The organism is Brucella sp. NBRC 12950 (assembly GCF_030268145.1).
Lineage (GTDB): Bacteria > Pseudomonadota > Alphaproteobacteria > Rhizobiales > Rhizobiaceae > Brucella.
The window spans coordinates 21,450-43,912 of the sequence record NZ_BSQC01000013.1 but is presented as its reverse complement, the minus strand read 5'-3'; the positions used below and the strand labels follow the sequence as shown (position 1 = coordinate 43,912).

The following is a 22,463-nucleotide window of genomic DNA, read 5'->3' as shown; positions in this document are numbered from 1 at the left end:
TAAACTATGCGTCTGACATCGGATTTCTGGGTTTCGGCACTCATACGCAAAGTTCAGGGCGAGGGCGACTTTGCTTATCTCGCCCGCCGCGGTTCTAAAGAAGCCGGTGCAATTTTCATCAAGGTAAGTTCGCGCTTTGGCACATGTGATCTTTATTCACCTGCGCCGCAAACGTCCTATGAGGAAAACACAGACGGAGAGCGCATGTTTCTGCGCATTCTTCATGATGTCGATGACGTTAAAGCATCAGAACGCATGGATCGAGAGGTCAGATTTGATCCCGATCTTTGGCTTATAGAGTTGGAAGATATTGCCGATCCTGAGGGCTTTTTCTCAGTCTCGAAAGACGAGCTATAAGGTTGAACGCTTCGTTGCAGCCTCGTCATCCGTAGCCGTTACCATCTCGCGCAACTTGCTGCGAAGCAGTTTGGACATGTCATCTGCCTTCCATCGGCGCACGAGCATGACAGCCTTTTCCTGATCGATTGAACGATAAATCTGAATGAATTCGCGCAGGCCTTCGCGATCAGCGGCCACCGGCCCAAGCACGGCAGACATGACCATGAAACATTCGGAAGCAGACAAGCCAAGCGCACGCAAGGCGATAGGCAAATGTGAGGCGGGCCACTGACCGATAATGTGATCGGCACGCTCAAAAGATACGTCGAGAGAATCAGCCAATGCCGTGCGGAAAATCTGGTCGTCGATCAGAAGGGCTGTATCGATGAGATGTTCCGGGCTGGATAAGGCACCAGAGTTGAAAAACGATGGCTGATGCGGCAGCTCGCCTTCTGAACTTTCGGCCTCATTGATAGTGGGCTGGATTTCAGTCTTATCGGTTCCGAGCCCAGCAAGGTTTTCCTGTAAGGCCAACAGCCTATCAATAACCGGATCGGTGAAGCTGCGTAACACGCCTTTCAACAACGCATCGTCGGATTGTCTGCGGGCAATGGCGCGGGCATGAGCAAGGCCGTTCTTGCCGATGATATCGACGAGATCCTCAGACCGTAGCACAGGCGAACGCAAAAGAATCGGTGCGGAGATTTCGACAGGTTCGTTTGCGAGTGACAATACGAGGCGTCGTGGCGCGTCTTCAATCTGTGCCAGCGCCGAAGCGGCCTGCCGCTTGCCGCGCATAGTTGCGCGTTCAAGCAGCGGAAATGCAAGATCTTCAAGTTGGTGGGCATCATGCCGTCCGGGGCGTGTGATTGAGGCAAACGCAGCTATAGCAGCGCCAAGAAGGTCATCCGCTTTGCTCCCATCAGCTCTCAAATTTGATTGGTTCCGATTGCCTGAAATCTCTTCCAGGACGCGGAACTGATCGTTTGTCACGCAAGGTACTCCGGTAGGCTAATACTATTAACGCGGCCTGCCGCATGTCGGCAGACTGGATAATAGGCATGAAGCCTTAGCAACTCATTAACCGTGAGCAGGAAAGCGTCTGTTTTGCAGGTAGTTAACGACAGCATGTCTCCCGAAAGTGGGGAGCGGTTTCTGGATAAAGACAAGCTTAAAAACCAAAGCTTACAGCGTTTCGCCTAAATCGGATGGAACGCGATATGCTTTAAAGCGCCGTGCGCCCTCGTGAGCACACAAAGGTCGCTCTAACACTTTATATTTACGGCATAATTTACCTTAAACTGATTCAAGTTCAAGGAATGGTGCCCTATAACATTTCTAGCAAAAGTGCGAAGCGGTTTTGCGTCGGATAATGCGTAAAAACAAATAGTTACAGCGGTTCCAACGATTCCTTCTTAACTGGAACCGCTGTAGCTCGCTTCATACGGCGCACAGCTCGCTTGCGTGAAGAAGTTTTGCACTTGTTGACGCCAGCTTGCATCGGGAATGAAACTCCGCAGAACCACTGCTGCTTCGCTTACATCCTGCTCAATAATGATCGAGCGTCCATCATTCTGCACGCCTTCAGAGCGAAGAGCAGCGATGCCAATCGGGTCAGCGATAATGAGATCAAGCTGTTTGTCGGCCGATACATTGTCGTTGAGGCTGTAAAGATTGTCACCATTGGGAGCATAGACAGATAGTGACCAGAAGGGCGTGGCGCCTTTCGTCGTGATGTGGACCGGCCCTTCCGACAAATCAAACCGACAGGCAGCCTGCTCCATCAGCGGGTCCTGATCACTTATCAACCCTGATTTTTCGGATAGAAGGTGGAAGCGGTAGGTATCACCCAAAGCTTCCAGATGCGACCATGCATTCTTGCTTGAATAAAGCGGGACAAGCAGCAGGACAGCAATATGCACGATTGCAGCACCGATCAGGCCAAGAAGCAGTAAACGCAGAACTTTAGCCACGACATGCCTCCAGATTTGCGACCGGTACAATACGGGGCATGACAAGATCGACGAGGCCGGAAGAGCTTGCAGCCGGCGTGTCGTAAAGCGTCATCACCAGAACGAAGCTGCCGCTACCTTCAACAGGAAGCCAATTGTCCGGGCTTGCATTCGGACCAACCGTAACCTGCACGCGCCCGTCATTGTCATAGAGCATCTCACGCGAATGCAGCGCTGTCTGAAGACCTTCGCGAGGAACAATAGGCTCCAGATTGGTGTTGGCTGGATAAAGCGTCCAGAACCGCGTTGATGGTGTAAGGCCGGTCAAACGATAACTGCACCCACGACGCAGCTCCCTGCCATTGCTGTCACGGCGCGCATAGAAGGGGAGGCCTTCTGCTGTGCCGATAGCGAGGTAGGCTTTGCGGGCAGCGCGCGCTTTTGAATAAGGATCGGCGTCTGTCGTGCCGGAAGCTGGGTAAGCACTCCATGCACCCAGCTGCAATTCACCAAAACCATCGAAATTGTCGAGGGTGTAATCTGTTACCCAGATGCCCCCACCAAGCGAGATGACCAGAACCACCAGAACTTTGAGAATAGTCTTCAGCATAAGGCGCTCAGAGTACCGATACTTTCGAGCGCCCGGCAAGTGCAGGCACAGGTGGCGCGTTGCGAATCTTGTCGTTGAGTTCCTTGAGCGCCTTCGTGGCGACAGGTGACAGAACGCGCGGTGGTGCCGACATCATCTCTTCCGGCTTTCCGGTTGCAGCAACCTTTGGCTCAGCCGTCTTGGCCGGTGCAGGGAAGGCGGGTGTGATGCCCGGAATTGGCCTCAGCTCGATATTCTGATGGGCATAATTCATCATTCGCTGCCAGGCCATGGCAGGCAACACACCGCCAGTCAGATCCTTCATCGGCGTGAAATTATCATTGCCGAACCAGACAGCGGCGGTGAAATTGCCGGTAAATCCTACAAACCAGGCGTCACGATAATTCTGTGTCGTGCCGGTCTTTCCGCCAACGCGCGTCATTGGAAGTGCTGCCCGGCGGGCTGTGCCGCGTTCAGGCACCTGCACCAGCATCGAATTCATTTCGAAAGCGGCTTTCTCGGACAATGCCCGATGCGGTTTGGGCGCATCGCGAGAGAAGTCCCAGAGAACTTTGCCTTCAGAAGAGACGATCTGCGTGAAGGCATGACGATTGCCAGCCATGCCACCATTCGGGAAGACATTGAAGCCTGTCGCCTGATCCATCACGGTCATTTCGGACGTACCAAGCACCATGGTCTTGTGCGAGGAAATGGGTGATTCCACGCCCATTGCCTTGGTGAGTGCTACGATTGGCGCGGTCGTCAGATGATCGCGCGCCAGCCGAACCGGCACGGAGTTCAACGAGCGCACGAGCGCGGTTGTCAGGTCCACGCGACCGGCAAAGCTGCGGCCATAATTGCGTGGCGACCAGTTGCCCCAGCTGATTGGCGCGTCGGAAACGATGGTGTTCGGCGTCATGCCTTTCTCCATCGCAGCTGCATAAACATATGGCTTGAAGGATGATCCAGCTTGCCGCAATGCCTTGGTCGCACGGTTAAACTGGCTTTCGCCGTAATCGCGTCCGCCGACTAGCGCTCGCACCGAGCCGTCATTGGCGATGACGACCGTTGCAGCTTCGGAAACCTTATAATCCTTGCCGTACTGGCGCAGATGGAATTCGAGCGACTCTTCTGCGGCCTTCTGGATATTACGGTCGAGCGTAGTCCGCACCGTCAGGGTGTGTTGTGGTACGTTGCCCGCAATTTTCTTCACCTCTTCAAAAGCCCAGTCGAGGAAATAGTCCGGACTTTCATTTTTGGCGCGGTCGATGACGCTGGCCGGGTTGCGGCGCGCAACTGCCACCTGTCCGTCGCTCATGAAACCGCTTTCCACCATGTTCGATAGAACGACATTTGCGCGAGCGCGAGCGGCAGGAAGATTGACATGAGGCGCGAACTTCGCCGGCGCTTTGAACAGACCTGCCAGCATGGCAGCTTCGGCGAGACTCACATCCTTGATGTTTTTACCAAAGTAAAACTCGGATGCTGCCGCGATGCCGAAGGTGCCGCCGCCCATATAGGCGCGGTCGAGATAAAGCTGGAGTATCTCTTTCTTGCTCAGATTGCTTTCAAGCCAGATTGCAAGGAAAGCCTCCTTGATCTTGCGTTCGATCGTGCGCTCATTGGAAAGAAACAGATTTTTGGCAAGCTGCTGTGTGAGAGTAGAGCCGCCCTGAACAACACCGTTGGCGCGCAGGTTCTGGCTCAGCGCACGGCTCAGCCCCCAGAAATCAATGCCGTAATGATCGAAAAAGCGACGGTCTTCGGTGCCAAGCACTGCCTTGAGGACGTGGTCGGGCAATTCATCAATCGGCACAGCCTGCCGGTGCAGGATGCCGCGCTGGCCGATTTCGTTACCGTAACGGTCGAGGAATGTGACGGCATAATCATCCTGCGCGCGCCAGTCCTTCTTGGTTTCCTCAAAGGCAGGCAGCGCCAGCGCGAGCATGACGACAGAGCCGATCACGCCCAGCGTAAAACCTTCATCGAGAACCTCGACGACGAGACGACGGAACCCGCGCACCCGGAAACGCCGGGAGAAAATAGTGATGTTTTCCCACCATTCACGGGCATAAAAACGCATATTGTAGAGGCCGGAGTCAATCCAGGCGTCAAGACCGATGAGCCGCGAAACCCGGAAGGGCTTGCGCTTTTTCTTGTCAGTATCTTCATCGGCTGTTTTACGCATGAACTCTACTTTATAGCCGTTAAAGTTGTGAGACGAGCGAAACCTACCCGTCAATCATATCAGATTAATAAGCTATAACTCACGTAAATTAGTAAACAGATCTCATAAAAAGATCAGGAAAAGAATCATTGATAGGAAAATAGTCCTTGACGGCGTAACGGTCATTTGCTAGCTATTAGATACAGTCAGAAAAGTGTGACTGGTGCCGAAGAAGCCTCGATACCCCCGGCTTTTATCGGCAATGCAAAACCCCGGAAGCTTCATGCTTTCGGGGTTTTGCATGAAAAAGGGGAGTTTGACGGATAAGGCCGTTGAAAACGCGAAAAATTGACGAGTGCCGCGAGGCGAGGGTCAGGCTGGCTTTTCGCCTGCAAGTGAAACACGACGTTGCCGTCACCGAAATCGCAAAGGTGATGGGATGCTCCGAGAGACAATATCTTCATTGGTTGAAGCGCTTTGGTCTGAATGAGCAGGTGCAAATCAAATCGTCCAGCACCGAACATGCTCTGCAACGATTGCGGACTGAGCTCAACAAACTGATCGATGGGGAGGAGCTGCCAGACAAAAACAAGGCAGAAGCCCTCATGGCTCTGGCGAAAGCCGTGAAGACGGTTGGTGAGCTTGCAATTGAAACGGGGCGTCGGAAGTGGACGGTGGTGCTTTGGCACCAAGCCTTCGTGAAGCCAGACAGGCTCTGGCTCGCATAGACAGGAGAATCGACGAACTTGCAAAAAGGCGCGCGCAGGAAATCTTGGGGCGCGGACTTGACGCGAAATCAGATCATGACAGCAGAAAGCGAATGGCTGCTCAAGGCGCGTGATGCGCAATTGCCGCCGCCCGCCGGCTGGCGAACCTGGCTTATTCTGGGTGGTCGCGGCTCTGGCAAAACGCGTGCTGGTGCTGAATGGGTTTCTGGCATGGCACTGGGCCTGGCACCTTTTGCAGCAAAGGCTTGTGGGCACATCGCGTTGGTCGGTGAAACTTTTGCCGATGCGCGCGAGGTGATGGTGGATGGTCCATCCGGCATATTGTCGGTCTCACGGCTTTCGCGACCGCGATATGAAGCAACGCGTAAGCGACTTCTGTGGGACAATGGTACGGTGGCGTCGCTTTACTCATCCGAAGATCCAGATGGTTTACGTGGACCGCAATTTGATGCTGCATGGTGCGACGAGCTGGCCAAGTGGAAAAATCCCCAAGCCACATGGGACATGCTGCAATTTGGCCTGCGTCTGGGCGATTTCCCGCGTCAGGTTTTGACGACGACACCGAGGCCCGTGCCTTTGTTGAAGGCATTGATCAGCGATGCTTCAGTTTCGATGACGCATATGCGGACATCTGAAAACGCAGCCAATCTGGCGAACGGTTTTATTGAGACGATTAACCAGCGATATGCCGGAACGAGGCTTGGACGGCAGGAACTCGATGGCGATTTGATTGAAGAACGCGCAGGCGCCTTGTGGTCGCGCGACCGGATAGAACAGTGCTTTGAGGTTCAGGCACCGGAACTTATCCGCATTCTGGTGGCGATCGACCCTCCTGCTTCTTCGGGTAAGTCGTCGGATGCTTGCGGGATTGTGGTTGCAGGTATCGATGAAAATGGTTTTGCGCATGTGCTTGCCGATGAAACCATGAACATGGCCAAGCCACATCAATGGGCGCGACGGGCGATTGCGCTTTATCATTCCGTTGAAGCGGATGCGGTTCTGGCTGAGGTTAATCAGGGCGGCGAAATGGTTGCAGCCGTGCTTGCGGCGGAAGATGCGACGGTGCCGGTTTTGATGCGGCGTGCCTCGCGCGGCAAGTGGTTGCGCGCCGAGCCGGTGGCAGCCCTTTATGAACAGGGGCGTGTTCGCCATACCGGGCGTTTCGCAGCACTTGAAGACGAAATGTGTGACTTTGCGCCTGAAGGGCTCTCGAACGGACGCTCGCCGGATCGCCTTGATGCACTCGTTTGGGCGCTGACCGAACTCATGCTGGGTGGCGAACGAAAGCCACGTATCCGGCGCTTCGGGTAAAATTTAACTTTATTGGAGAGCCGATATATGGCGTGGAACTGGCCGTGGCGCAAAGTTGCCGCGAATGCCCCTTCGTATTCTGAAGCGGGGCGAGAGAGAAAAAGCGCAAATGGCTTCGTGGCGCTGCATATGGAGCGCGGCGCTTCGTGGATTGCGCGGGATTATACGTCGCTCGCTCGTGAGGGCTTCATGCGCAATCCGGTCGCGCATCGCTGCGTGCGGCTGATCGCGGAAGCGGCCAGCAATGTGCCGTGGCTGCTTTATGAAGGCACAACCGAACATGAAGTGCATCCGCTGCTCGACCTCATCGCGACACCGCAATGCGGGCTTGATGGTAGCAGTTTCTTCGAGCGGCTTTATGGGCATTTGCTGATTTCGGGCAATGCATATGTCGAGCGGGTTGATCTGCCGAGCGGTAGAAGTGAGTTGCATCTTTTGCGGCCTGAAAGGGTGACGCTGGAAACATCAAGTGACGGCTGGCCGCAATCGCTGGTCTATCGCTCGGCCAATACGAGCCGCATTGTTTCACTTGCGGGCGCTGCATCTGTTGGCCTGCATCTGAAGCTTTTTCATCCGCTGGATGACCATTATGGATTTCCGCCGCTTGAAGCAGCTCTGATGGCGCTTGATCTGCACAATGCGGCAGGTGCCTGGAACAAAGCACTGCTTGATAATTCAGCACGCCCCTCCGGTGCGCTGGTCTATGCTCCTAAAGATGGTGGTAACCTGACGGAAGAGCAGTTTGATCGCCTGAAAACCGAACTTGAGGAGGGCTACACCGGAGCATCTGCTGCGGGGCGGCCGCTGCTTCTTGAAGGTGGGCTCGACTGGAAGGCTATGGGTTACAGCCCGCAGGATATGGATTTCATCGAAGCGAAAAACGGGGCGGCTCGCGACATCGCTTTGGCATTTGGCGTGCCGCCGATGCTGCTCGGCATTCCGGGTGACAACACTTACGCCAATTATGCCGAGGCCAATCGCGCCTTCTATCGCCTGACAGTGCTGCCGCTGATTAACCGCACCGCCAAGGCTTTGGAGTGCTGGCTCGGTCCATTGTTTGGTGACGATCTCAGACTTGAGCACGATACCGACCGCATCGAAGGTCTGTCGCTGGAACGTGAATCGCTCTGGCGGCGCGTATCCGAAGCCTCATTCCTCAGTGACGATGAAAAACGTGATGCGGTTGGCTATCAGCCGCGCGCAGAAGGGAGAGTGCCATGAGTAATCTGAGTGAAACTGTGATGACATCTGATGCCACACTTGTGTGGTTTGCAAAGATTGCCGGGGCAGTCGCCGGTTCTGCCGTGTCGCTTGCTTATATGCTGCCAAATGGCAAGCGGGAAGCGGCAATCCGATTTGCGGTCGGCATCATCTGCGGCATGGTGTTTGGGGGAGCTGCAGGCGTGAAAATTGCCGAAACGCTTTCTCTGCAGACCCTGCTTGGGCGAGCCGAACTCATGTTGATGGGGTCGACGGCTGCAAGCCTCGCGGCATGGTCTGTGCTGGGCATTCTCAAACGTTTTGCTGAGCGGGCCAAGAACGCATCGCTAACTGGAATTCTACCCGTTGAAAGGAACAGGAATGGCAAAGCCTGACCTGAAACTTGAAACTAAGCGTGCATCATTGGTGCTTGAAGAGATCGAAATCGATGGCAGCTTTTCAGGCTATGCAAGCGTGTTTGGTTTAGCTGATCTCGGCAATGATGTGATCGAAAAAGGCGCCTTTGCGAAGTCGCTCACCTCGCGCAAATCATCGGGCGTGCGAATGCTCTGGCAACACGATGCGGCTGAACCGATCGGTGTCTGGACGGATGTTCGTGAGGATGCACGCGGCCTTTATGTCGAGGGCAGACTGGCCAAAGGCGTGGCACGCGCACGCGAAGCGCTGGAACTCATGCGCACTGGTGGGCTGGATGGGCTGTCCATTGGTTTTCGCACTGTCAAAGCGCGCAAGGATTCACGGACTGGTTTGCGCCACATCACGGAAGCAGATCTCTGGGAAATCTCGGTGGTCACGTTTCCTATGCTGCCACAGGCACGCATCGATAATCTGAAGGCGGATTTGCCGACAGTCAGAGAATTTGAACGCTGGCTCACGCGGGATGCGGGGCTGAGCCGTTCTGCTGCACGTCTGGTTATAGCCAAAGGCTATTCAGCGCTTGCAGCCATGCAAAGCCGGGACGGGCGGGACGCTTTCCAGGCAGATGATAAGGCGCTTGCGCAGCGTATGCGCGCCGCCTGCAAGATGATGCAACTCAATTAAATCAGGATCAAAAATGGTAAAAAATCATGAAATCCCGCTCGAAACCAAGAGCGTGGAAACGAAGGCGCTTGGGAACAACGGCGATGTGTCGGAAGCCTTCGACGAATTCATGACCGCTTTCTCGGCGTTCCGTGAAGCCAATGATGAGCGTCTGAAAAAGGTCGAAAAAAGTGCCGATGTCGATGTGCTGCTGCGCGACAAGGTTGATCGTATCAACCGGGCGCTCGACGAACAGAAACAGGCACTTGACCAGTATGTTTTGAAGAGTGCGCGTCCGCAGCTTGGCAAGGGCAATGCTATTATTGATGTCGAGCATAAGCAGGCTTTTGACGGTTATGTGCGTCGTGGCGACGAGCAGGCGATGCGTGGCATTGAGCAGAAGGCCCATTCTTATGCCTCTGGTCCGGATGGTGGCTATCTGGTGCCTGCGGAACTTGAAACTGAAATCGGCCGTTGTCTGGCCGTGCTCTCGCCGATACGTGGCATCTCCAGTGTGCGCCAGGTTTCCGGTGCCGTACTGAAGAAGCCATTTTCGGTCAGTGGCCCGGCAACGGGCTGGGTCGGTGAAGCCGATGCGCGTCCGCAGACAGCTTCGGCCAAGCTTGCAGAGTTGCAGTTCCCGACGATGGAAATCTACGCAATGCCTGCGGCCACTTCTTCATTGCTTGATGACGCAGCTGTCAACGTTGAACAGTGGATTGCTGAAGAAGTCGAAGCAGCCTTTGCCGAACAGGAAGGAGCTGCCTTCATCACCGGCAATGGCCTGAACAAGCCGATGGGGTTTCTGAGCTACAGCACCGTTGAAGATGCAAGCTGGGAGTGGGGCAAGATCGGCCACATAGCCACTGGTGTTGACGGCGCATTGCCTGCTTCCGATCCATCCGACAAACTGATTGAACTCATCTATGCGCTGAAAGCTGGTTATCGCCAGAACGCCAATTTCGTTATGAACCGCAAGACGCAGAGCGTGTTGCGTAAGCTGAAAGATGCGGACGGAAATTACCTCTGGCAGCCGCCAGCGGCTGTTGGCGAGAAGGCATCGCTGATGGGCTTTGGTCTGGTCGAGGCCGAGCATATGCCAGACATTGCTGCTGACGAAACGCCAATTGCCTTTGGCGATTTTGAACGTGGCTATCTGGTGGTGGATCGTATCGGCGTGCGCGTGTTGCGCGATCCATATTCTGCCAAGCCATATGTGCTTTTCTACACCACCAAACGCGTGGGCGGCGGCGTGCAGGATTTTGATGCGATCAAGCTTCTGAAATTCGCAGCCTGATATTTTTAGCAGTGATCTCCCTGCCGGTTTTGGCAGCTAGATTCAATTTGCGAACAGGTTGAATCTTTTTCTGGGGTTGCATGTGTAACTGTCTGATTTGAGAGTTATTTTAAGGGGAAAATGAATGACAATGTTTCTTGTCACGCCGCCGGCGCTGGAGCCGGTGACGATTGCAGACGCACGCGCATTTTTGCGAATTTCGACCGATAGTGAAGATGATGTTCTGCGCCGTATCATCAAGACCGCGCGCGAGCTTGTCGAAGCCGAGACGGGGCTTGCACTGGTTGATCAGACATGGCGCTTGCGTGTTGATCGTTGGCCGCGCTCGGGGCGTCTCGCTATTTTCAAATATCCGGTAAAAGCTGTAACGGCTGTGGTCGCATATCGTCCTGATGGCAGTGCAATCAGCATGGAGCCTGAAGAGTTCATGCTCCAGCATGGCCGCCGTCCGCAACGTGTTTACATGGCGCAATATCCGGATGCACAGACGTTCTGTGGCCTTGAGGTAGACTTCATTGCGGGCTTTGGTGAAACCGGCGTTGAAGTGCCGGATGCGCTCAAACAGGCTATACTTACTTTGACTGCGCATCTCTATGAGAACCGCGCAGGCCTGGATACAGCCAAGGCTGAACTGCCTGTGATGGTTGGCCAGATGGTCGATAGCTGGCGACGAATATCCCTATGAACAACGTGCTGTTTATTGATCCGGGTCAGCTCACGGCAGAGTTGGCCCTGGAGGCCATGCAGTCTGTTGCTGATGGTATGGGTGGCTATCGCGAAACATGGTCGGAGATCGGGACTGTTTGGGGTCGTATTGAACCCCTATCAACTAGTCAGCGGGATTTCGGTATCCGGCCACGCCCGGAGATCACCCACCGCATTCTGGTGCGTCATCGTGAAGATATCGCGACAGACAAACGCTTCCGCAAAGGCGGGCGTGTTTTCACGCTGCACTCTGTCCACGATCCGGATGAACGCGGACGTTACCTTATCTGCCTGGCGGTGGAGGAGGGGCGGTGAATATCACGATGAAACTGACCTTCGATGGTCTCGTTCGGGCACTGCGTTTCAGGCAAATCGCGGTGCGGGAGGATATTGCCACCGGGCAGCTGATTGCCCGGCGCGACACTCAAAAATCAGGCGGGGAGCAAGATGAGGAACGGCGCGGCAGCATTGCAGAAGGCACTTTATGACGCCTTGAAGAATGACGAAGAACTTATTGAAACACTTGGGGGTGAGCATGTTTATGATCACGTTCCGCCTAAGACTCCATTTCCTTATGTCACGCTCGGCGAAACGCTGAGCAAGGACTGGAATACGGCCTCTGAGCCGGGTGGAGAACATTTTCTCAATATCCAGATATGGGCGCGTGAAGCAGGTCGCAAACGCGTGCTTGAAATTGCCGGGCGTATCGCAACGAGGCTCGACGAAGAACCACTCGACCTCAACGGTCATCGCGTCGTTAACCTCATGCTGACCGAAGTTCTAGCCCGCAACACGGACGGGTTCGGCAGCTATCTCGGCACCATGCGCTACCGCGCCGTGACCGAACCGGAAAATTAAAGCGCATCCCGAAAAGTGGAAACCGTCTATGCGGGGAAATCAGTCCACTGGACTGATTTCTGATCCCGCTTCGATCAGAATTAAGATGCACGTAAAAGCAAAAAAGATCGAGGAACACAGAATGGCAGCTCAACGCGGCAAGGATATCTTGCTGAAAATTGCGCATGGCACGGACCAGTTTGAAACCTGTGCTGGCTTGCGCACCAAACGCATTGCTTTCAATGCCGAAACCGTCGATGTGACAGATGCAGATGCTGCCGGTCGGTGGCGGCAATTGCTGGCTGGAAGCGGCGTGCAGCGTGCTTCGATCAGCGGATCGGGCATATTCAAGGATGCAACATCGGATGCTCTTATCCGTAGTGTGTTCTTTGATGGTGAGATTCGCAACTGGCAGATATTGCTGCCCGACTTTGGCACCATCACCGGTCCTTTCCAGATTGTGGCCCTTGAATATGGCGGCAATCACGATGCGGAAGTGACGTTTGAAATTGCACTGGAATCCGCAGGACTGATCACCTTCGGAGAGGCACTATGATGGTCAATCGCCATCGCGGCGAGGTTTCGGCAAAACTTGATGGCCGCGACTGGACACTCTGCCTGACGCTGGGTGCGCTGGCACAATTGGAGTCTGCTTTTGAAGCGGACAATCTCTCCGATTTGATTGCCCGATTTTCGAGCGGCAAACTTTCTGCCTCCGATATGCAGCGCATTATCTGCGCGGGTCTGCATGGCGGTGGACATGATGTGCCGTTTGAAGATGTAGCAGAAATGCGAGCAGATGGCGGCGCGAGCGGCTATGCCCGCATCGTTTCAGCACTGCTGACCGCGACCTTCGGAACGGAAGAAAGCGATTCTCCTTCAAACCCTTGAGTGCCGCAGTTGAATCAGTTCCTTCACGTCAGCCTTTTCCCTGGGAAGAGGTGATGCGCGCAGGTTTTGGTTTGCTGCGGCTTTCCTCAAAAGACTTCTGGGCCATAACCCCACGCGAACTTGGCGCCGTTCTCGGACCCGTTTCGCAGAGCACGAATGCTCCTTCGCGCGCGACACTCGACGCGCTGATGCACGCCTTTCCCGACAGGTAATTTACAATGACAGATGAAAACGTAACCGTTTCCGTCGAGGCGGACACGAGCGCCTTTGATCGCGCTCTGACCGATCTTGAAAAGCGTTCGTCAAGCTTCGGCTCAAGCCTGACAACGGCACTGAAAAGTGCGATCGTTTCCGGCAAGGGGCTTGATGATGTGCTGCGCGGGCTTGCCAGCAGTTTGGCAGGCTCAGCGCTCTCTGCTGGGCTTCAGCCACTGCAAAGCCTTGGCTCCTCGCTAATGTCGGGTGTGATGGGCGGTATTCGCGGCATCATGCCTTTTGCCAAGGGCGGGGTTGTATCAAGTCCCACTTACTTTGGCATGGGAAATGGTTCGCTGGGCCTGACGGGTGAGGCGGGTGCGGAAGCGATCCTGCCGCTGGCGCGCGGTGCTGATGGCAGGCTGGGCGTTGCAACTGGCGGCAGTGGCTCCAAGCCCGTGCAGGTCGTGTTCAACATGACATCGCCCGACGCATCTTCCTTCCGCAAATCCGAAGCGCAGCTTTCAACCATGCTTGCGGGTGCTGTGCGCCGCGGCGCACGGAGGATGTGAGATGGACGCTTTTCACGATGTCCGTTTTCCGCTGGGTGTCTCATTCGGTGCGACGGCCGGACCGGAGTGGCGCAATGAAATCGTCACGCTCACATCAGGATTTGAAAAGCGTAATGCCAGATGGGCGCATTCACGCAGACATTTCGATGCGGGAACCGGTCTGCGGTCGCTGGACGATCTGAAATCAGTGCTTGCCTTTTTCGAGGCAAGACGCGGATCGCTGCATAGTTTCCGCTTCCGCGATCCGTTCGACTTTTCGTCTACTACTGGCAGTTTCGCACCATCCTTTACCGATCAGGTTATCGGAACAGGCGATGGCGCAACCGCCATGTTTCACCTTGTCAAACATTACGAAGCGTACAGTCGTCCGATCACACGCCCTGTCGCGGGTTCCGTGCTGATTGGCGTCAATGGTGTAGGTCTCAACGAGGGCGAGGCTTTCACGATCGACCATGCCAAGGGGATTGTATCTTTTACCCCCGATTACGTGCCTGCAGACGGCGCACAGATGACGGCTGGTTTCCTTTTCGATGTGCCTGTGCGCTTCGACACAGACCGCCTCACGGCAAGCATTGCTTCGTTTCAAGCAGGTGAAATCCCATCTATTCCCATTATCGAGGTCAAGGCATGATCCCTGTCCCGGCAGAACTTGAATCACATCTGAATGGAGAAGTGACAAGCCATTGCTTTACATGGCTTATCAGACGTTCCGATCATGTGGTCTTGGGCTTCACAGATCACGACCAGACACTGGTTCTGGAAGGTATTTCCTGTGAGCCATTGACGGGTCTCAACAGCAGCGAAGCCACGACAACGCTCGGTCTTTCAATCGCGGGTGGCGATGTCGAAGGTGTGTTGTCCTCGATACGCATCAGTGAGACCGACATCGAGCAGGGACGCTTTGATGGTGCCGTGGTCGAGAGCTATCTCGCCAATTGGAACATACCAGATCAGCACATGCTTTTGCGGCGCTGGACGGTGGGGACAATCACGCGCTCAGGTGGCCGGTTTGTGATGGAACTGAAAGGTGCTGCTGCGGCTTTTGATGCTGTCTGTGGGCGCCGTGTTCTGCGTCAATGCGATGCGGTGCTGGGCGATAAACGCTGCGGCGTGAATATCGACGATCCGCGCTTTTTTGCCGTTGGTTCTGTTGTAAGCGCCGACGGTGCACTTCTCAGTGTAAGTGGGCTCGATGGTTTTGCCAGCAACTGGTTTGCACAAGGGCGGCTCGCATGGACAAGCGGAGATAATCAGGGCGGTTCGGTGCGCGTCCTCGCACATAGCGGCAATCGCCTGAATCTCACAGAACCGCCAGTTCTTGCCGCAAAACCGGGCGACGGTTTTCGACTGGTGGCAGGTTGTGACAAGAGCTTTGCCACCTGCAAAGCAAAGTTTGCCAATGGTACAAATTTCCGCGGCTTCCCGCACCTGCCGGGCAATGATGCTGCCTTTGCCTATGTCAGCTCCGACAACGAATATGATGGGAGCGCGCTGGTTCCATGAATATTGCAGACAGAGTTCTGACAGAGGCGGAAAGCTGGATCGGCACGCCCTACCGCCACGGCGCTTCCGCGTGCGGCATCAGCTGTGATTGCCTTGGTCTCGTGCGCGGCATCTGGCGCAAGATCTATGGTACTGAGCCGGAAAGACCCGGTACCTATGCGCCAGACTGGGCGGAGGCCGCTCACGGCGATCCGCTGCTTGAAGCCGCATCGCGCCACATGCGGTGCCGCGACGGCACTGATCCGCAGCCGGGTGATCTCCTCGTTTTTCGCTGGCGGTCCGATGTGGCGGCCAAGCATTTCGGCATTATGGTCAGTGAGAACCGTTTCATCCATGCCTATGAGGGGCATCGGGTGATGGCTTCTGCGCTGGTGCCGCAATGGCAAAAACGTATAGCCGGAATTTTCATTTTTCCTGAACCAGAAGGTTAAGCAATGGCGACTGTTGTTCTGCAGGCGGTGGGCGCTGCCGTCGGTGGCATTCTTGGCCCTGTGGGTGCTGCCATCGGCGCAGGGCTTGGCGCAATGGGTGGTTATGCCATCGATACGGCTATCATCAACTCCACTCGCCATATGGAAGGGGCAAGGCTCAACGGCGGGCGCGTGGCGACAGCCGAAGAAGGAGCAGCTTTGCCGTTCGTCTATGGCACGGCAAGACTTTCCGGCACGCTGATTTGGGCGACACGGCATGAGGAAAAGAAAACGACTGAACGTCAGGGCGGCAAGGGCGGTCCGAAGGTGACCTCCTACAGCTATTTCGGTAATGCAGCCTATGCCGTTGCCGAGGGGGAAATTGCTGGCATTCGCCGTGTCTGGGCCGACGGGCAAGAGCTTGATCTTACCGAAATCGAAATGCGCATTTATCACGGCACGGATACGCAGCAGCCCGATCCGCTGATTGAAGCCAAGCAAGGCACGGGCAATGCTCCCGCCTATCGCGGAACGGCCTATGTCGTGTTTGAGCGTATTCCACTTGATGTCTATGGCAATCGCTTGCCGCAGTTTCAGTTCGAGGTTCTGCGTCCGGTTGGGAAGCTGGCGCGAGAGGTCCGTGCTGTCGCACTTATTCCCGGTTCAACCGAGTTTGGTCTTTCACCAACTCCCGTTACGGATCGACCGTCGCCTGGTGAAAGCCGCACGCTTAATCGAAATGCAAAACGCGGTCGCAGCGATTGGACCGTGGCTATGGATGAACTGCAGGAGCTTTGTCCTCAGTTGCAGCATGTGGCGATTGTCCTGCCGTGGTTTGGCGATGACTTGCGCGCAGGATATTGCCAGATACGCCGCGGTGTTACCCATCAGAGTGCTTTGTCGTCGAGCCAGACATGGAAAGTTGAGAATGTTACGCGCAGCGGAGCGCATCTGATTTCCCAGAGCGGCGAGGGAGCGGCCTATGGTGGTACACCATCCGACCAGAGTGTGGTTGATGCAATCCGCGATGCCAAGGCGCGCGGCCTGAAAGTAACGCTATATCCTTTCATCATGATGGATGTTCCCGCCGGCAACTCGCTGCCGTCGCCTTATGGCGGTGTGGGACAATCCGTTTACCCATGGCGTGGGCGCATAACTTGTAGTCCCGCGATTGGTATCTCTGGATCACCTGACAAGACGCTGGAAGCGGCCAATCAGGTTGCAGCTTTCGTCAACGGAACATGGGGTTACAGACGTTTTCTGAATCACTGTGCAAGCCTCGCAATGCAGGCGGGCGGAGTTGATGCGTTTTTGCTGGGTTCCGAACTGCGTGGGCTTACCAGCATCCGCGAAAGCCGCGACAGCTTTCCGTTTGTAACCCATCTCTGCACGCTTGCAGCCGAAATGCGCACGAAACTCGGGCAGAGCTGTCGCATCAGTTATGGCGCGGACTGGACTGAATATTTCGGTTATCAGGCACAGGATGGCACCGGCGATCTCTTCTTCAATCTTGACGCGCTATGGGCGCATCCAGCCATCAATGCCATTGGTATCGATAATTATATGCCGCTCGCTGACTGGCGAGACGGCGACCTGGATGGTGGCAACCCTGATGGTTTTGAAGGCGCTTACGATCTTGATGGTTTGAGCAGCAACATCGAAGCGGGTGAGGGGTTCGACTGGTATTATGCCAATAGTGAAAACCGCGAGCAGCGCAAGCGCACGCCAATCACGGATGGGCTTGCGGGAAAGCCATGGGTTTACCGATACAAAGACATTCGCTCATGGTGGAGCAACCCGCACTATAATCGCATCGACGGTGCTGAGGCTCTTACGCCAACGGCATGGGCCCCACAATCAAAGCCCATATGGTTCACCGAACTGGGATGCCCTGCGGTCGATAAAGGGCCAAACCAGCCGAATGTGTTCCCTGATCCGAAATCCTCGGAAAACGCGACACCTTATTTTTCGAATGGGGCGCGTTCCGATATTGCCATGGATCGCTTTCTGCGGGCGCATTATCACTACTGGCCGGATAGGAACCCAGTTTCCCCAATCTATGGTGGGCCGATGCTCGACATGGATCGCGTCTATCTCTGGTCATGGGATACGAGACCATTTCCAGAATTTCCGCTGAAAGCCGACGTGTGGGGAGACACACCAAACTGGCGGTTGGGACATTGGCTTAATGGCCGCATGAGCGGTGTTGCACTCGATGAGCTTATTGCAGCTATCCTCAAAGATTTCGGTTTGCCGGAAGCAGACTGCGCAGGCCCGGATGGGCATCTGACTGGCTTCGTGATTTCAGAACCGAGTACAGCTCGCGGTGTGCTGGAGCCACTGATGAATGTGTTTGGTGTGCACGGCTTTGAGCAGGCAGGGCAGTTCAAGTTCCGTAGCATTGGTCGTGCGGCTCCTGTACTTGACCTGGCGGCTACGCTTGTCGAACCGACTGATGGCGAAGCATTGACCGCGGTGCTTGAGGATCAGGGCGATTTACCTTCGGTTGCTGAACTTTACTGCAACGATCCGCTGCGTGATTTTCAGGTGGTCGGTGCCTCGGTGCGGCGCGATATGGGCCAAGGCACGGAAAGCCTCAGCCTCTCCGGCTCAGTGGAAGCGGGACAGGCGACTGCACTCGCTGAAGCCTGGATGGCGCGCCGTTATGCTGAACGGCGGACAGCAAGTTTCTCATTGCCGTGGTCTGAGGCTGCCCTTCATGTCGGGGATCGTGTGCGGCTGAATATGCTGGGCGGTGGGCGCGATTATGTTGTGTCGTCTCTCGAAGACGGAGAGGTGCGGGTGGTGAAAGCTGTAGCGCTGGCACCCAATGTGGCTTTTGCTGATAGGGGAGAAACGCCGCAGCTGACGCCGGGCGGACCTGTTTCGGATATGAAGCCGATATTTCATCTCATCGACCTGCCACTTTGGCCAGGTGCAGAAGATCCGGCTGGTCAGTTTCGCATTGCCTGTCATGCGAAGCCTTCGCGTGGGGTCGCGACTTATGCTTCGCCCTCCGATGACGGCTTTGCCGAGCGTGGCCTGATCGGCGAACGCGCCGTTATGGGTGAGCTGACAGTTCCATTGCCCGGAGGGGCAAGTGGGCGACTTATCGACGGTCAGACACTGGAACTGGTGCTGTATTCGGGCGAGCTGGAATCGAAACCGTTCACGCAAATCCTGAATGGTGCCAATACCGCGCTTGTGCAGTCCTCCGATGGAAAATGGGAGGTACTGCAGTTTCTTGAGGCTGAAGAAATCGGCCAGAACCATTGGCGCTTAAATGGTCTTTTGCGCGGGCAGCTTGGCACAGAAGCCGCTAGCCTCAATGAAAAACCGACGGGTACGCCCTTCATCCTGCTGGATGGGGGCGTTCAAAGCATCGGTCTGCAAACATCTGAAATCGGGTTGGAACTCAACTGGCGCATTGGGGCGGCCGGTAAATCGTTCTCGGACGATTTTTTCGACACTGTAAAAGCAATCGGCGGTGTGCAGGCGTTGAAACCATTGAGTCCTGCTCACCTCAAAGCAGAGCGGCTCAGTAATAATGATCTGTTGTTCGGCTGGATCAGGCGTGGACGTGTTGATGCCGATAGCTGGCTTGGGGAAGAGATTCCACTGGGTGAAGAGCGCGAAGCCTATCAGGTCGAAATCTGGAGTTCGGATGTGCTTGTCCGAAGCGTTCAGGTGCAAGCGGCTTCCTGGATTTACCCCGGTGCAGACCGGCTTTCGGATTTGGAGGCCAGCGACTTCCAGCTTCGCGTTGCAATGGTGAGTTCTAAAATCGGAGCAGGGGATTTTGCTTCCATTGATATTTCAAACGGGATCTGAATTTAGAAAGGAAAAGTCATGATCGAAGATAAGCCTTGGTATCTTTCTCGCACAGTCTGGGCAGGCCTTGTTGCCCTGTTTCTATCACTTGCGGGAGCTTTTGGTCTGGTCAGTGAAACTGTGGATCAGGGGGCTCTAACGGATATTTTGTTGCAGCTTGCTACTGCTATTGCCGGCCTTATCGCCGTTTTTGGGCGCATAGGGGCAACTTCACGCATTTCATAATTTTATAATCCGTGATAGCAAGGTTTTGAAAAGATGCATGAAACCGGAATATTGACTGATGTTCCGGTTGATATTATGCATAAAAACAATAGTTTAGAATGGCTTCAATCCGGAGATGGGGTTGAAGCTGTTTTATGAGCATAATTTCCTTTGTGTCGACAGGCAGAGTGTATCGTTCATGCATCGTTCAGCTGGGAGGCGCTATATAAGGGACATGATGAAACAGAACCCTGCTCTCAAAATTTTCGCGCTTCTGGCCGTTAGCATTGGTCTGTTGCCGGTTGATGCCGGTGCCCTGCCAATTGCGACGCCACAGAAGTCCAATCTTCTGGTCGCTGCCGCTGGTGATTGCGCGGCAGTTGGAGAACAAGTGGCAGCCTCACAGGGTGGCCAATTGGCCAAGGCAACACCAACCACGCAAAATGGTCGTGCCATGTGTGTGATCGTTGTGCTCGTACCTGGTCGCGATGGCGAACGCCCGCGCCGTGTAGAAGTCGCCGTCCCCGCACAGTAATGCGTTCCTGCGAGGAGCTTTAAACTTGCGTATCCTGATCGTTGAAGACGACAAGGACCTGAACAGGCAGCTCTCGGATGCGATGGTTGCTACGGGCTATGTTGTCGATAGTGCCTTTGACGGCGAAGAAGGTCATCATCTCGGTGATACCGAGCCTTATGATGCCGTGATCCTCGATATCGGTCTGCCGCAGATGGATGGCATTAGCGTTGTTGAGCGTTGGCGCCGCAGCGGTCGTACAATGCCTGTTCTAATGCTGACCGCCCGTGATCGCTGGAGCGATAAGGTTGCAGGTATCGATGCTGGTGCCGACGATTATGTCGCAAAGCCTTTTCATATCGAAGAAGTGCTGGCGCGACTGCGTGCGCTTATCCGACGTGCGGCTGGACATGCTTCGTCGGAGCTGGTGTGCGGTCCGCTGCATTTGGACACCAAGACCTCAAAGGCCAGTATTGACGGTGTGGCGCTAAAGCTTACCTCGCACGAATATCGGCTGCTTTCCTATCTGATGCATCATATGGACGAAGTGGTGTCGCGCACCGAACTGGTCGAGCATCTTTACGATCAGGACTTTGACCGAGATTCCAATACGATTGAAGTCTTTGTCGGCCGCTTGCGCAAGAAGATGGGCGTTGACTTGATCGAAACGGTACGTGGCATGGGCTATCGTATCCGTTCGGAAGGAAATACAGATGTGAAAGGGAGTGGGAACTGAAGCTTCTTAGCATTTTCCCCCCTCTGCGTTCTCTTGCGATACGCGTCGTAACCCTTTCGACGCTTTGGGTCATTCTGGCGCTTGTCGTTGTCGCGACATTGATAAGCACGCTTTATGGCGATGCTGCGCGCAACAACTTTGAACGTCTTCTGACTGCGCACCTTTTCAGTCTCGTCGGTGCTGTGAGCATCTCTCCGGAAGGCACCCTTCAAGGGCGTCCGGAGCTGGGCGAACTGCGTTATTCCAGTCCGCTTTCTGGCTGGTACTGGTCTGTAGATCCCGTTTCCTCAAATATTTCCGGCAAACTCCAGTCGCTATCCTCGGTCGGGCGCATCGTGCCTGAAATGCCGATCACGCAGGCGCCCTTTGATAGCTCGTTTATGCGCAGCTACACGCTGCCAGGCCTGAACGGTGAAGAGCTCTATATTGTCGAGACCGAAGTTGTTCTCGATAACGACAATCGCGTCGCACGCTTCCGTGTCATGGGCAATCTCAGCGAAGTCATGAATGAAATCTCAGACTTCAGAAGCAAGTTGGCTCTTTATCTGGCGATTTTCGGCCTTGGCAGCGTGTTCATCAATGCTGGTATTATTCTCTTTGGTTTGCGACCGCTTGATAAAGTGCGTCAGGCTTTAGCTGATATTCGTGAGGGACGATCGGCCAAACTCGACACGTCGCTGCCGCTGGAAATTGCACCGCTGGCAAACGAGATGAATGCGCTTATCGAGAATAACCGCCGCATTGTTGAGCGCTCGCGAACGCAGGTCGGAAATCTCGCCCATTCTTTGAAAACACCGCTTTCGGTGCTGACGAATGAAGCGCGCTCCATGGGTGGTGAACAGGGCCGCGTGGTGCTTGAGCAAAGCGAGGCCATGCAGGTTCAGATACAACACTATCTCCAGCGCGCTCGGATTGCTGCGCAACGGGATAGTGTCGTATTTCGAACTCAGGTTACACCTGTGCTTGAGCGTATGGAACGCGTAACTGCAAAGCTCAATCCGTCGTTCAATATTGCATTCAGAAATGTTCTGCCGGATGCGGTTTTCGCTGGTGAAAAAGAAGATCTGGAAGAAATTGTCGGTAATCTTCTGGAAAACGCGGGCAAATGGGGACGTCGACGGATCAAGATCGTTCTGCGACCTGCGGCGGATGTGCAACGCCAGTTCGAGATTCTGATTGAGGATGATGGCCCTGGTCTTGCTCCCGACAAGATTGATGCCGCATTGAAACGGGGTAACCGCGTTGATGAAACGAAGCCAGGCACTGGGCTTGGTTTGGCAATCGTTCAGGATACGGTTCGTGAATATGGGGGCAGCTTGTTCTTGGGCAAAAGCAATCTTGGCGGCCTTCAGGTGCGCGTTGTGTTGCCGCTGACTGAAGATTGATAGTTGTTTTTGCCACGAGGCAGACTAGAAGGTTAGATTAATAGCTGCATCCTACG

Annotated in this window: 27 protein-coding genes; 23 read left to right on the top strand and 4 right to left on the bottom strand. The window is 54.9% G+C overall.

Annotation, left to right across the window (positions count from 1 at the left end):
• Positions 1-6 precede the first annotated feature (6 nt).
• Positions 7-357: a DUF1491 family protein gene (locus QSJ70_RS20300; RefSeq protein WP_285539117.1), complete on the top strand. Its 351-nt coding sequence runs from the start codon at positions 7-9 to the stop codon at positions 355-357.
• Here QSJ70_RS20300 and QSJ70_RS20295 read toward each other — a convergent pair.
• The 4 genes from QSJ70_RS20295 to QSJ70_RS20280 all read right to left on the bottom strand — a co-directional run bounded on the left by QSJ70_RS20295 (position 352) and on the right by QSJ70_RS20280 (position 5,068).
• Positions 352-1,332, bottom strand: a complete 981-nt coding sequence (locus tag QSJ70_RS20295; RefSeq protein ID WP_285539115.1) for a DUF2336 domain-containing protein — start codon at positions 1,330-1,332, stop codon at positions 352-354. The genes QSJ70_RS20300 and QSJ70_RS20295 overlap by 6 nt on opposite strands.
• 422 nt (positions 1,333-1,754) lie before the next feature.
• Positions 1,755-2,312 carry a DUF1254 domain-containing protein gene (locus QSJ70_RS20290; protein WP_007874158.1) on the bottom strand — a complete coding sequence of 186 codons (558 nt, stop codon included), beginning with the start codon at positions 2,310-2,312 and terminating at the stop codon, positions 1,755-1,757.
• The gene (locus QSJ70_RS20285; protein ID WP_064320333.1) at positions 2,305-2,901 is read right to left on the bottom strand and encodes a DUF1214 domain-containing protein; all 597 of its coding nucleotides are present in this window, start codon (positions 2,899-2,901) and stop codon (positions 2,305-2,307) included. Before QSJ70_RS20285 ends, QSJ70_RS20290 begins: the two co-directional genes overlap by 8 nt.
• Positions 2,902-2,908: 7 nt before the next feature.
• Positions 2,909-5,068 carry a penicillin-binding protein 1A gene (locus tag QSJ70_RS20280; protein ID WP_285539112.1) on the bottom strand — a complete coding sequence of 720 codons (2,160 nt, stop codon included), beginning with the start codon at positions 5,066-5,068 and terminating at the stop codon, positions 2,909-2,911.
• A 311-nt stretch (positions 5,069-5,379) separates the two neighbouring features.
• Between QSJ70_RS20280 and QSJ70_RS20275 the strand changes: the two genes are divergently transcribed.
• The 22 genes from QSJ70_RS20275 (at position 5,380) to QSJ70_RS20170 (ending at position 22,407) form a co-directional block, all read left to right on the top strand.
• Positions 5,380-5,775 (top strand): hypothetical protein, encoded by a 396-nt coding sequence (locus QSJ70_RS20275; RefSeq protein ID WP_285539110.1) that lies wholly within the window; start codon positions 5,380-5,382, stop codon positions 5,773-5,775.
• A gap of 75 nt (positions 5,776-5,850) precedes the next feature.
• Positions 5,851-7,086 carry a DNA-packaging protein gene (locus tag QSJ70_RS20270; RefSeq protein ID WP_285539108.1) on the top strand — a complete coding sequence of 412 codons (1,236 nt, stop codon included), beginning with the start codon at positions 5,851-5,853 and terminating at the stop codon, positions 7,084-7,086.
• Between the two features lie 27 nt (positions 7,087-7,113).
• Positions 7,114-8,307 (top strand): phage portal protein, encoded by a 1,194-nt coding sequence (locus QSJ70_RS20265; protein ID WP_285539107.1) that lies wholly within the window; start codon positions 7,114-7,116, stop codon positions 8,305-8,307.
• A complete protein-coding gene (locus tag QSJ70_RS20260) occupies positions 8,304-8,681 on the top strand; it encodes a DUF6107 family protein (RefSeq protein ID WP_285539105.1) in 378 nt (125 codons plus the stop codon). The genes QSJ70_RS20265 and QSJ70_RS20260 overlap by 4 nt, the downstream gene beginning before the upstream one ends.
• Positions 8,668-9,348, top strand: a complete 681-nt coding sequence (locus QSJ70_RS20255) for an HK97 family phage prohead protease (protein WP_285539103.1) — start codon at positions 8,668-8,670, stop codon at positions 9,346-9,348. Before QSJ70_RS20260 ends, QSJ70_RS20255 begins: the two co-directional genes overlap by 14 nt.
• 13 nt (positions 9,349-9,361) lie before the next feature.
• A complete protein-coding gene (locus QSJ70_RS20250) occupies positions 9,362-10,624 on the top strand; it encodes a phage major capsid protein (RefSeq protein WP_285539101.1) in 1,263 nt (420 codons plus the stop codon).
• Positions 10,625-10,748: 124 nt separating this feature from the next.
• Positions 10,749-11,309, top strand: a complete 561-nt coding sequence (locus QSJ70_RS20245) for a head-tail connector protein (protein WP_215776180.1) — start codon at positions 10,749-10,751, stop codon at positions 11,307-11,309.
• Positions 11,306-11,644, top strand: a complete 339-nt coding sequence (locus QSJ70_RS20240; RefSeq protein ID WP_285539097.1) for a phage head closure protein — start codon at positions 11,306-11,308, stop codon at positions 11,642-11,644. Before QSJ70_RS20245 ends, QSJ70_RS20240 begins: the two co-directional genes overlap by 4 nt.
• Positions 11,641-11,817 (top strand): hypothetical protein, encoded by a 177-nt coding sequence (locus QSJ70_RS20235; protein ID WP_285539095.1) that lies wholly within the window; start codon positions 11,641-11,643, stop codon positions 11,815-11,817. Before QSJ70_RS20240 ends, QSJ70_RS20235 begins: the two co-directional genes overlap by 4 nt.
• A complete protein-coding gene (locus QSJ70_RS20230) occupies positions 11,777-12,187 on the top strand; it encodes a DUF3168 domain-containing protein (RefSeq protein WP_064320342.1) in 411 nt (136 codons plus the stop codon). The genes QSJ70_RS20235 and QSJ70_RS20230 overlap by 41 nt, the downstream gene beginning before the upstream one ends.
• 121 nt (positions 12,188-12,308) lie before the next feature.
• Positions 12,309-12,722, top strand: a complete 414-nt coding sequence (locus QSJ70_RS20225) for a phage major tail protein, TP901-1 family (protein WP_064320343.1) — start codon at positions 12,309-12,311, stop codon at positions 12,720-12,722.
• A complete protein-coding gene (locus QSJ70_RS20220; protein ID WP_084479791.1) occupies positions 12,719-13,057 on the top strand; it encodes a gene transfer agent family protein in 339 nt (112 codons plus the stop codon). The genes QSJ70_RS20225 and QSJ70_RS20220 overlap by 4 nt, the downstream gene beginning before the upstream one ends.
• On the top strand, positions 13,054-13,269 hold the full coding sequence (locus QSJ70_RS20215; RefSeq protein WP_285539090.1) for a rcc01693 family protein: 216 nt from the start codon (positions 13,054-13,056) through the stop codon (positions 13,267-13,269). The genes QSJ70_RS20220 and QSJ70_RS20215 overlap by 4 nt, the downstream gene beginning before the upstream one ends.
• Positions 13,270-13,275: 6 nt before the next feature.
• Positions 13,276-13,824, top strand: coding sequence for a phage tail tape measure protein (locus QSJ70_RS20210; RefSeq protein ID WP_285539089.1), 549 nt, complete (start codon positions 13,276-13,278; stop codon positions 13,822-13,824).
• Position 13,825: 1 nt separating this feature from the next.
• Positions 13,826-14,455, top strand: a complete 630-nt coding sequence (locus QSJ70_RS20205; protein ID WP_285539088.1) for a DUF2460 domain-containing protein — start codon at positions 13,826-13,828, stop codon at positions 14,453-14,455.
• Positions 14,452-15,327: a phage/gene transfer agent baseplate hub protein gene (locus QSJ70_RS20200; protein ID WP_285539086.1), complete on the top strand. Its 876-nt coding sequence runs from the start codon at positions 14,452-14,454 to the stop codon at positions 15,325-15,327. Before QSJ70_RS20205 ends, QSJ70_RS20200 begins: the two co-directional genes overlap by 4 nt.
• On the top strand, positions 15,324-15,758 hold the full coding sequence (locus QSJ70_RS20195; protein ID WP_285539083.1) for an NlpC/P60 family protein: 435 nt from the start codon (positions 15,324-15,326) through the stop codon (positions 15,756-15,758). The genes QSJ70_RS20200 and QSJ70_RS20195 overlap by 4 nt, the downstream gene beginning before the upstream one ends.
• A gap of 3 nt (positions 15,759-15,761) precedes the next feature.
• Entirely contained in the window at positions 15,762-19,568 is a 3,807-nt protein-coding gene (locus QSJ70_RS20190; protein ID WP_285539081.1) for a baseplate multidomain protein megatron, read from the top strand.
• An 18-nt stretch (positions 19,569-19,586) separates the two neighbouring features.
• Complete coding sequence (locus QSJ70_RS20185; protein WP_064320349.1) at positions 19,587-19,793, top strand: hypothetical protein; 207 nt, start codon at positions 19,587-19,589, stop codon at positions 19,791-19,793.
• 217 nt (positions 19,794-20,010) lie between these two features.
• Complete coding sequence (locus tag QSJ70_RS20180) at positions 20,011-20,307, top strand: hypothetical protein (protein ID WP_079212552.1); 297 nt, start codon at positions 20,011-20,013, stop codon at positions 20,305-20,307.
• Positions 20,308-20,332: 25 nt separating this feature from the next.
• Positions 20,333-21,022 (top strand): response regulator transcription factor, encoded by a 690-nt coding sequence (locus QSJ70_RS20175; protein ID WP_007874201.1) that lies wholly within the window; start codon positions 20,333-20,335, stop codon positions 21,020-21,022.
• A 74-nt stretch (positions 21,023-21,096) separates the two neighbouring features.
• Positions 21,097-22,407, top strand: coding sequence for an ATP-binding protein (locus QSJ70_RS20170; RefSeq protein WP_079211667.1), 1,311 nt, complete (start codon positions 21,097-21,099; stop codon positions 22,405-22,407).
• The last annotated feature ends 56 nt before the right edge of the window (positions 22,408-22,463 follow it).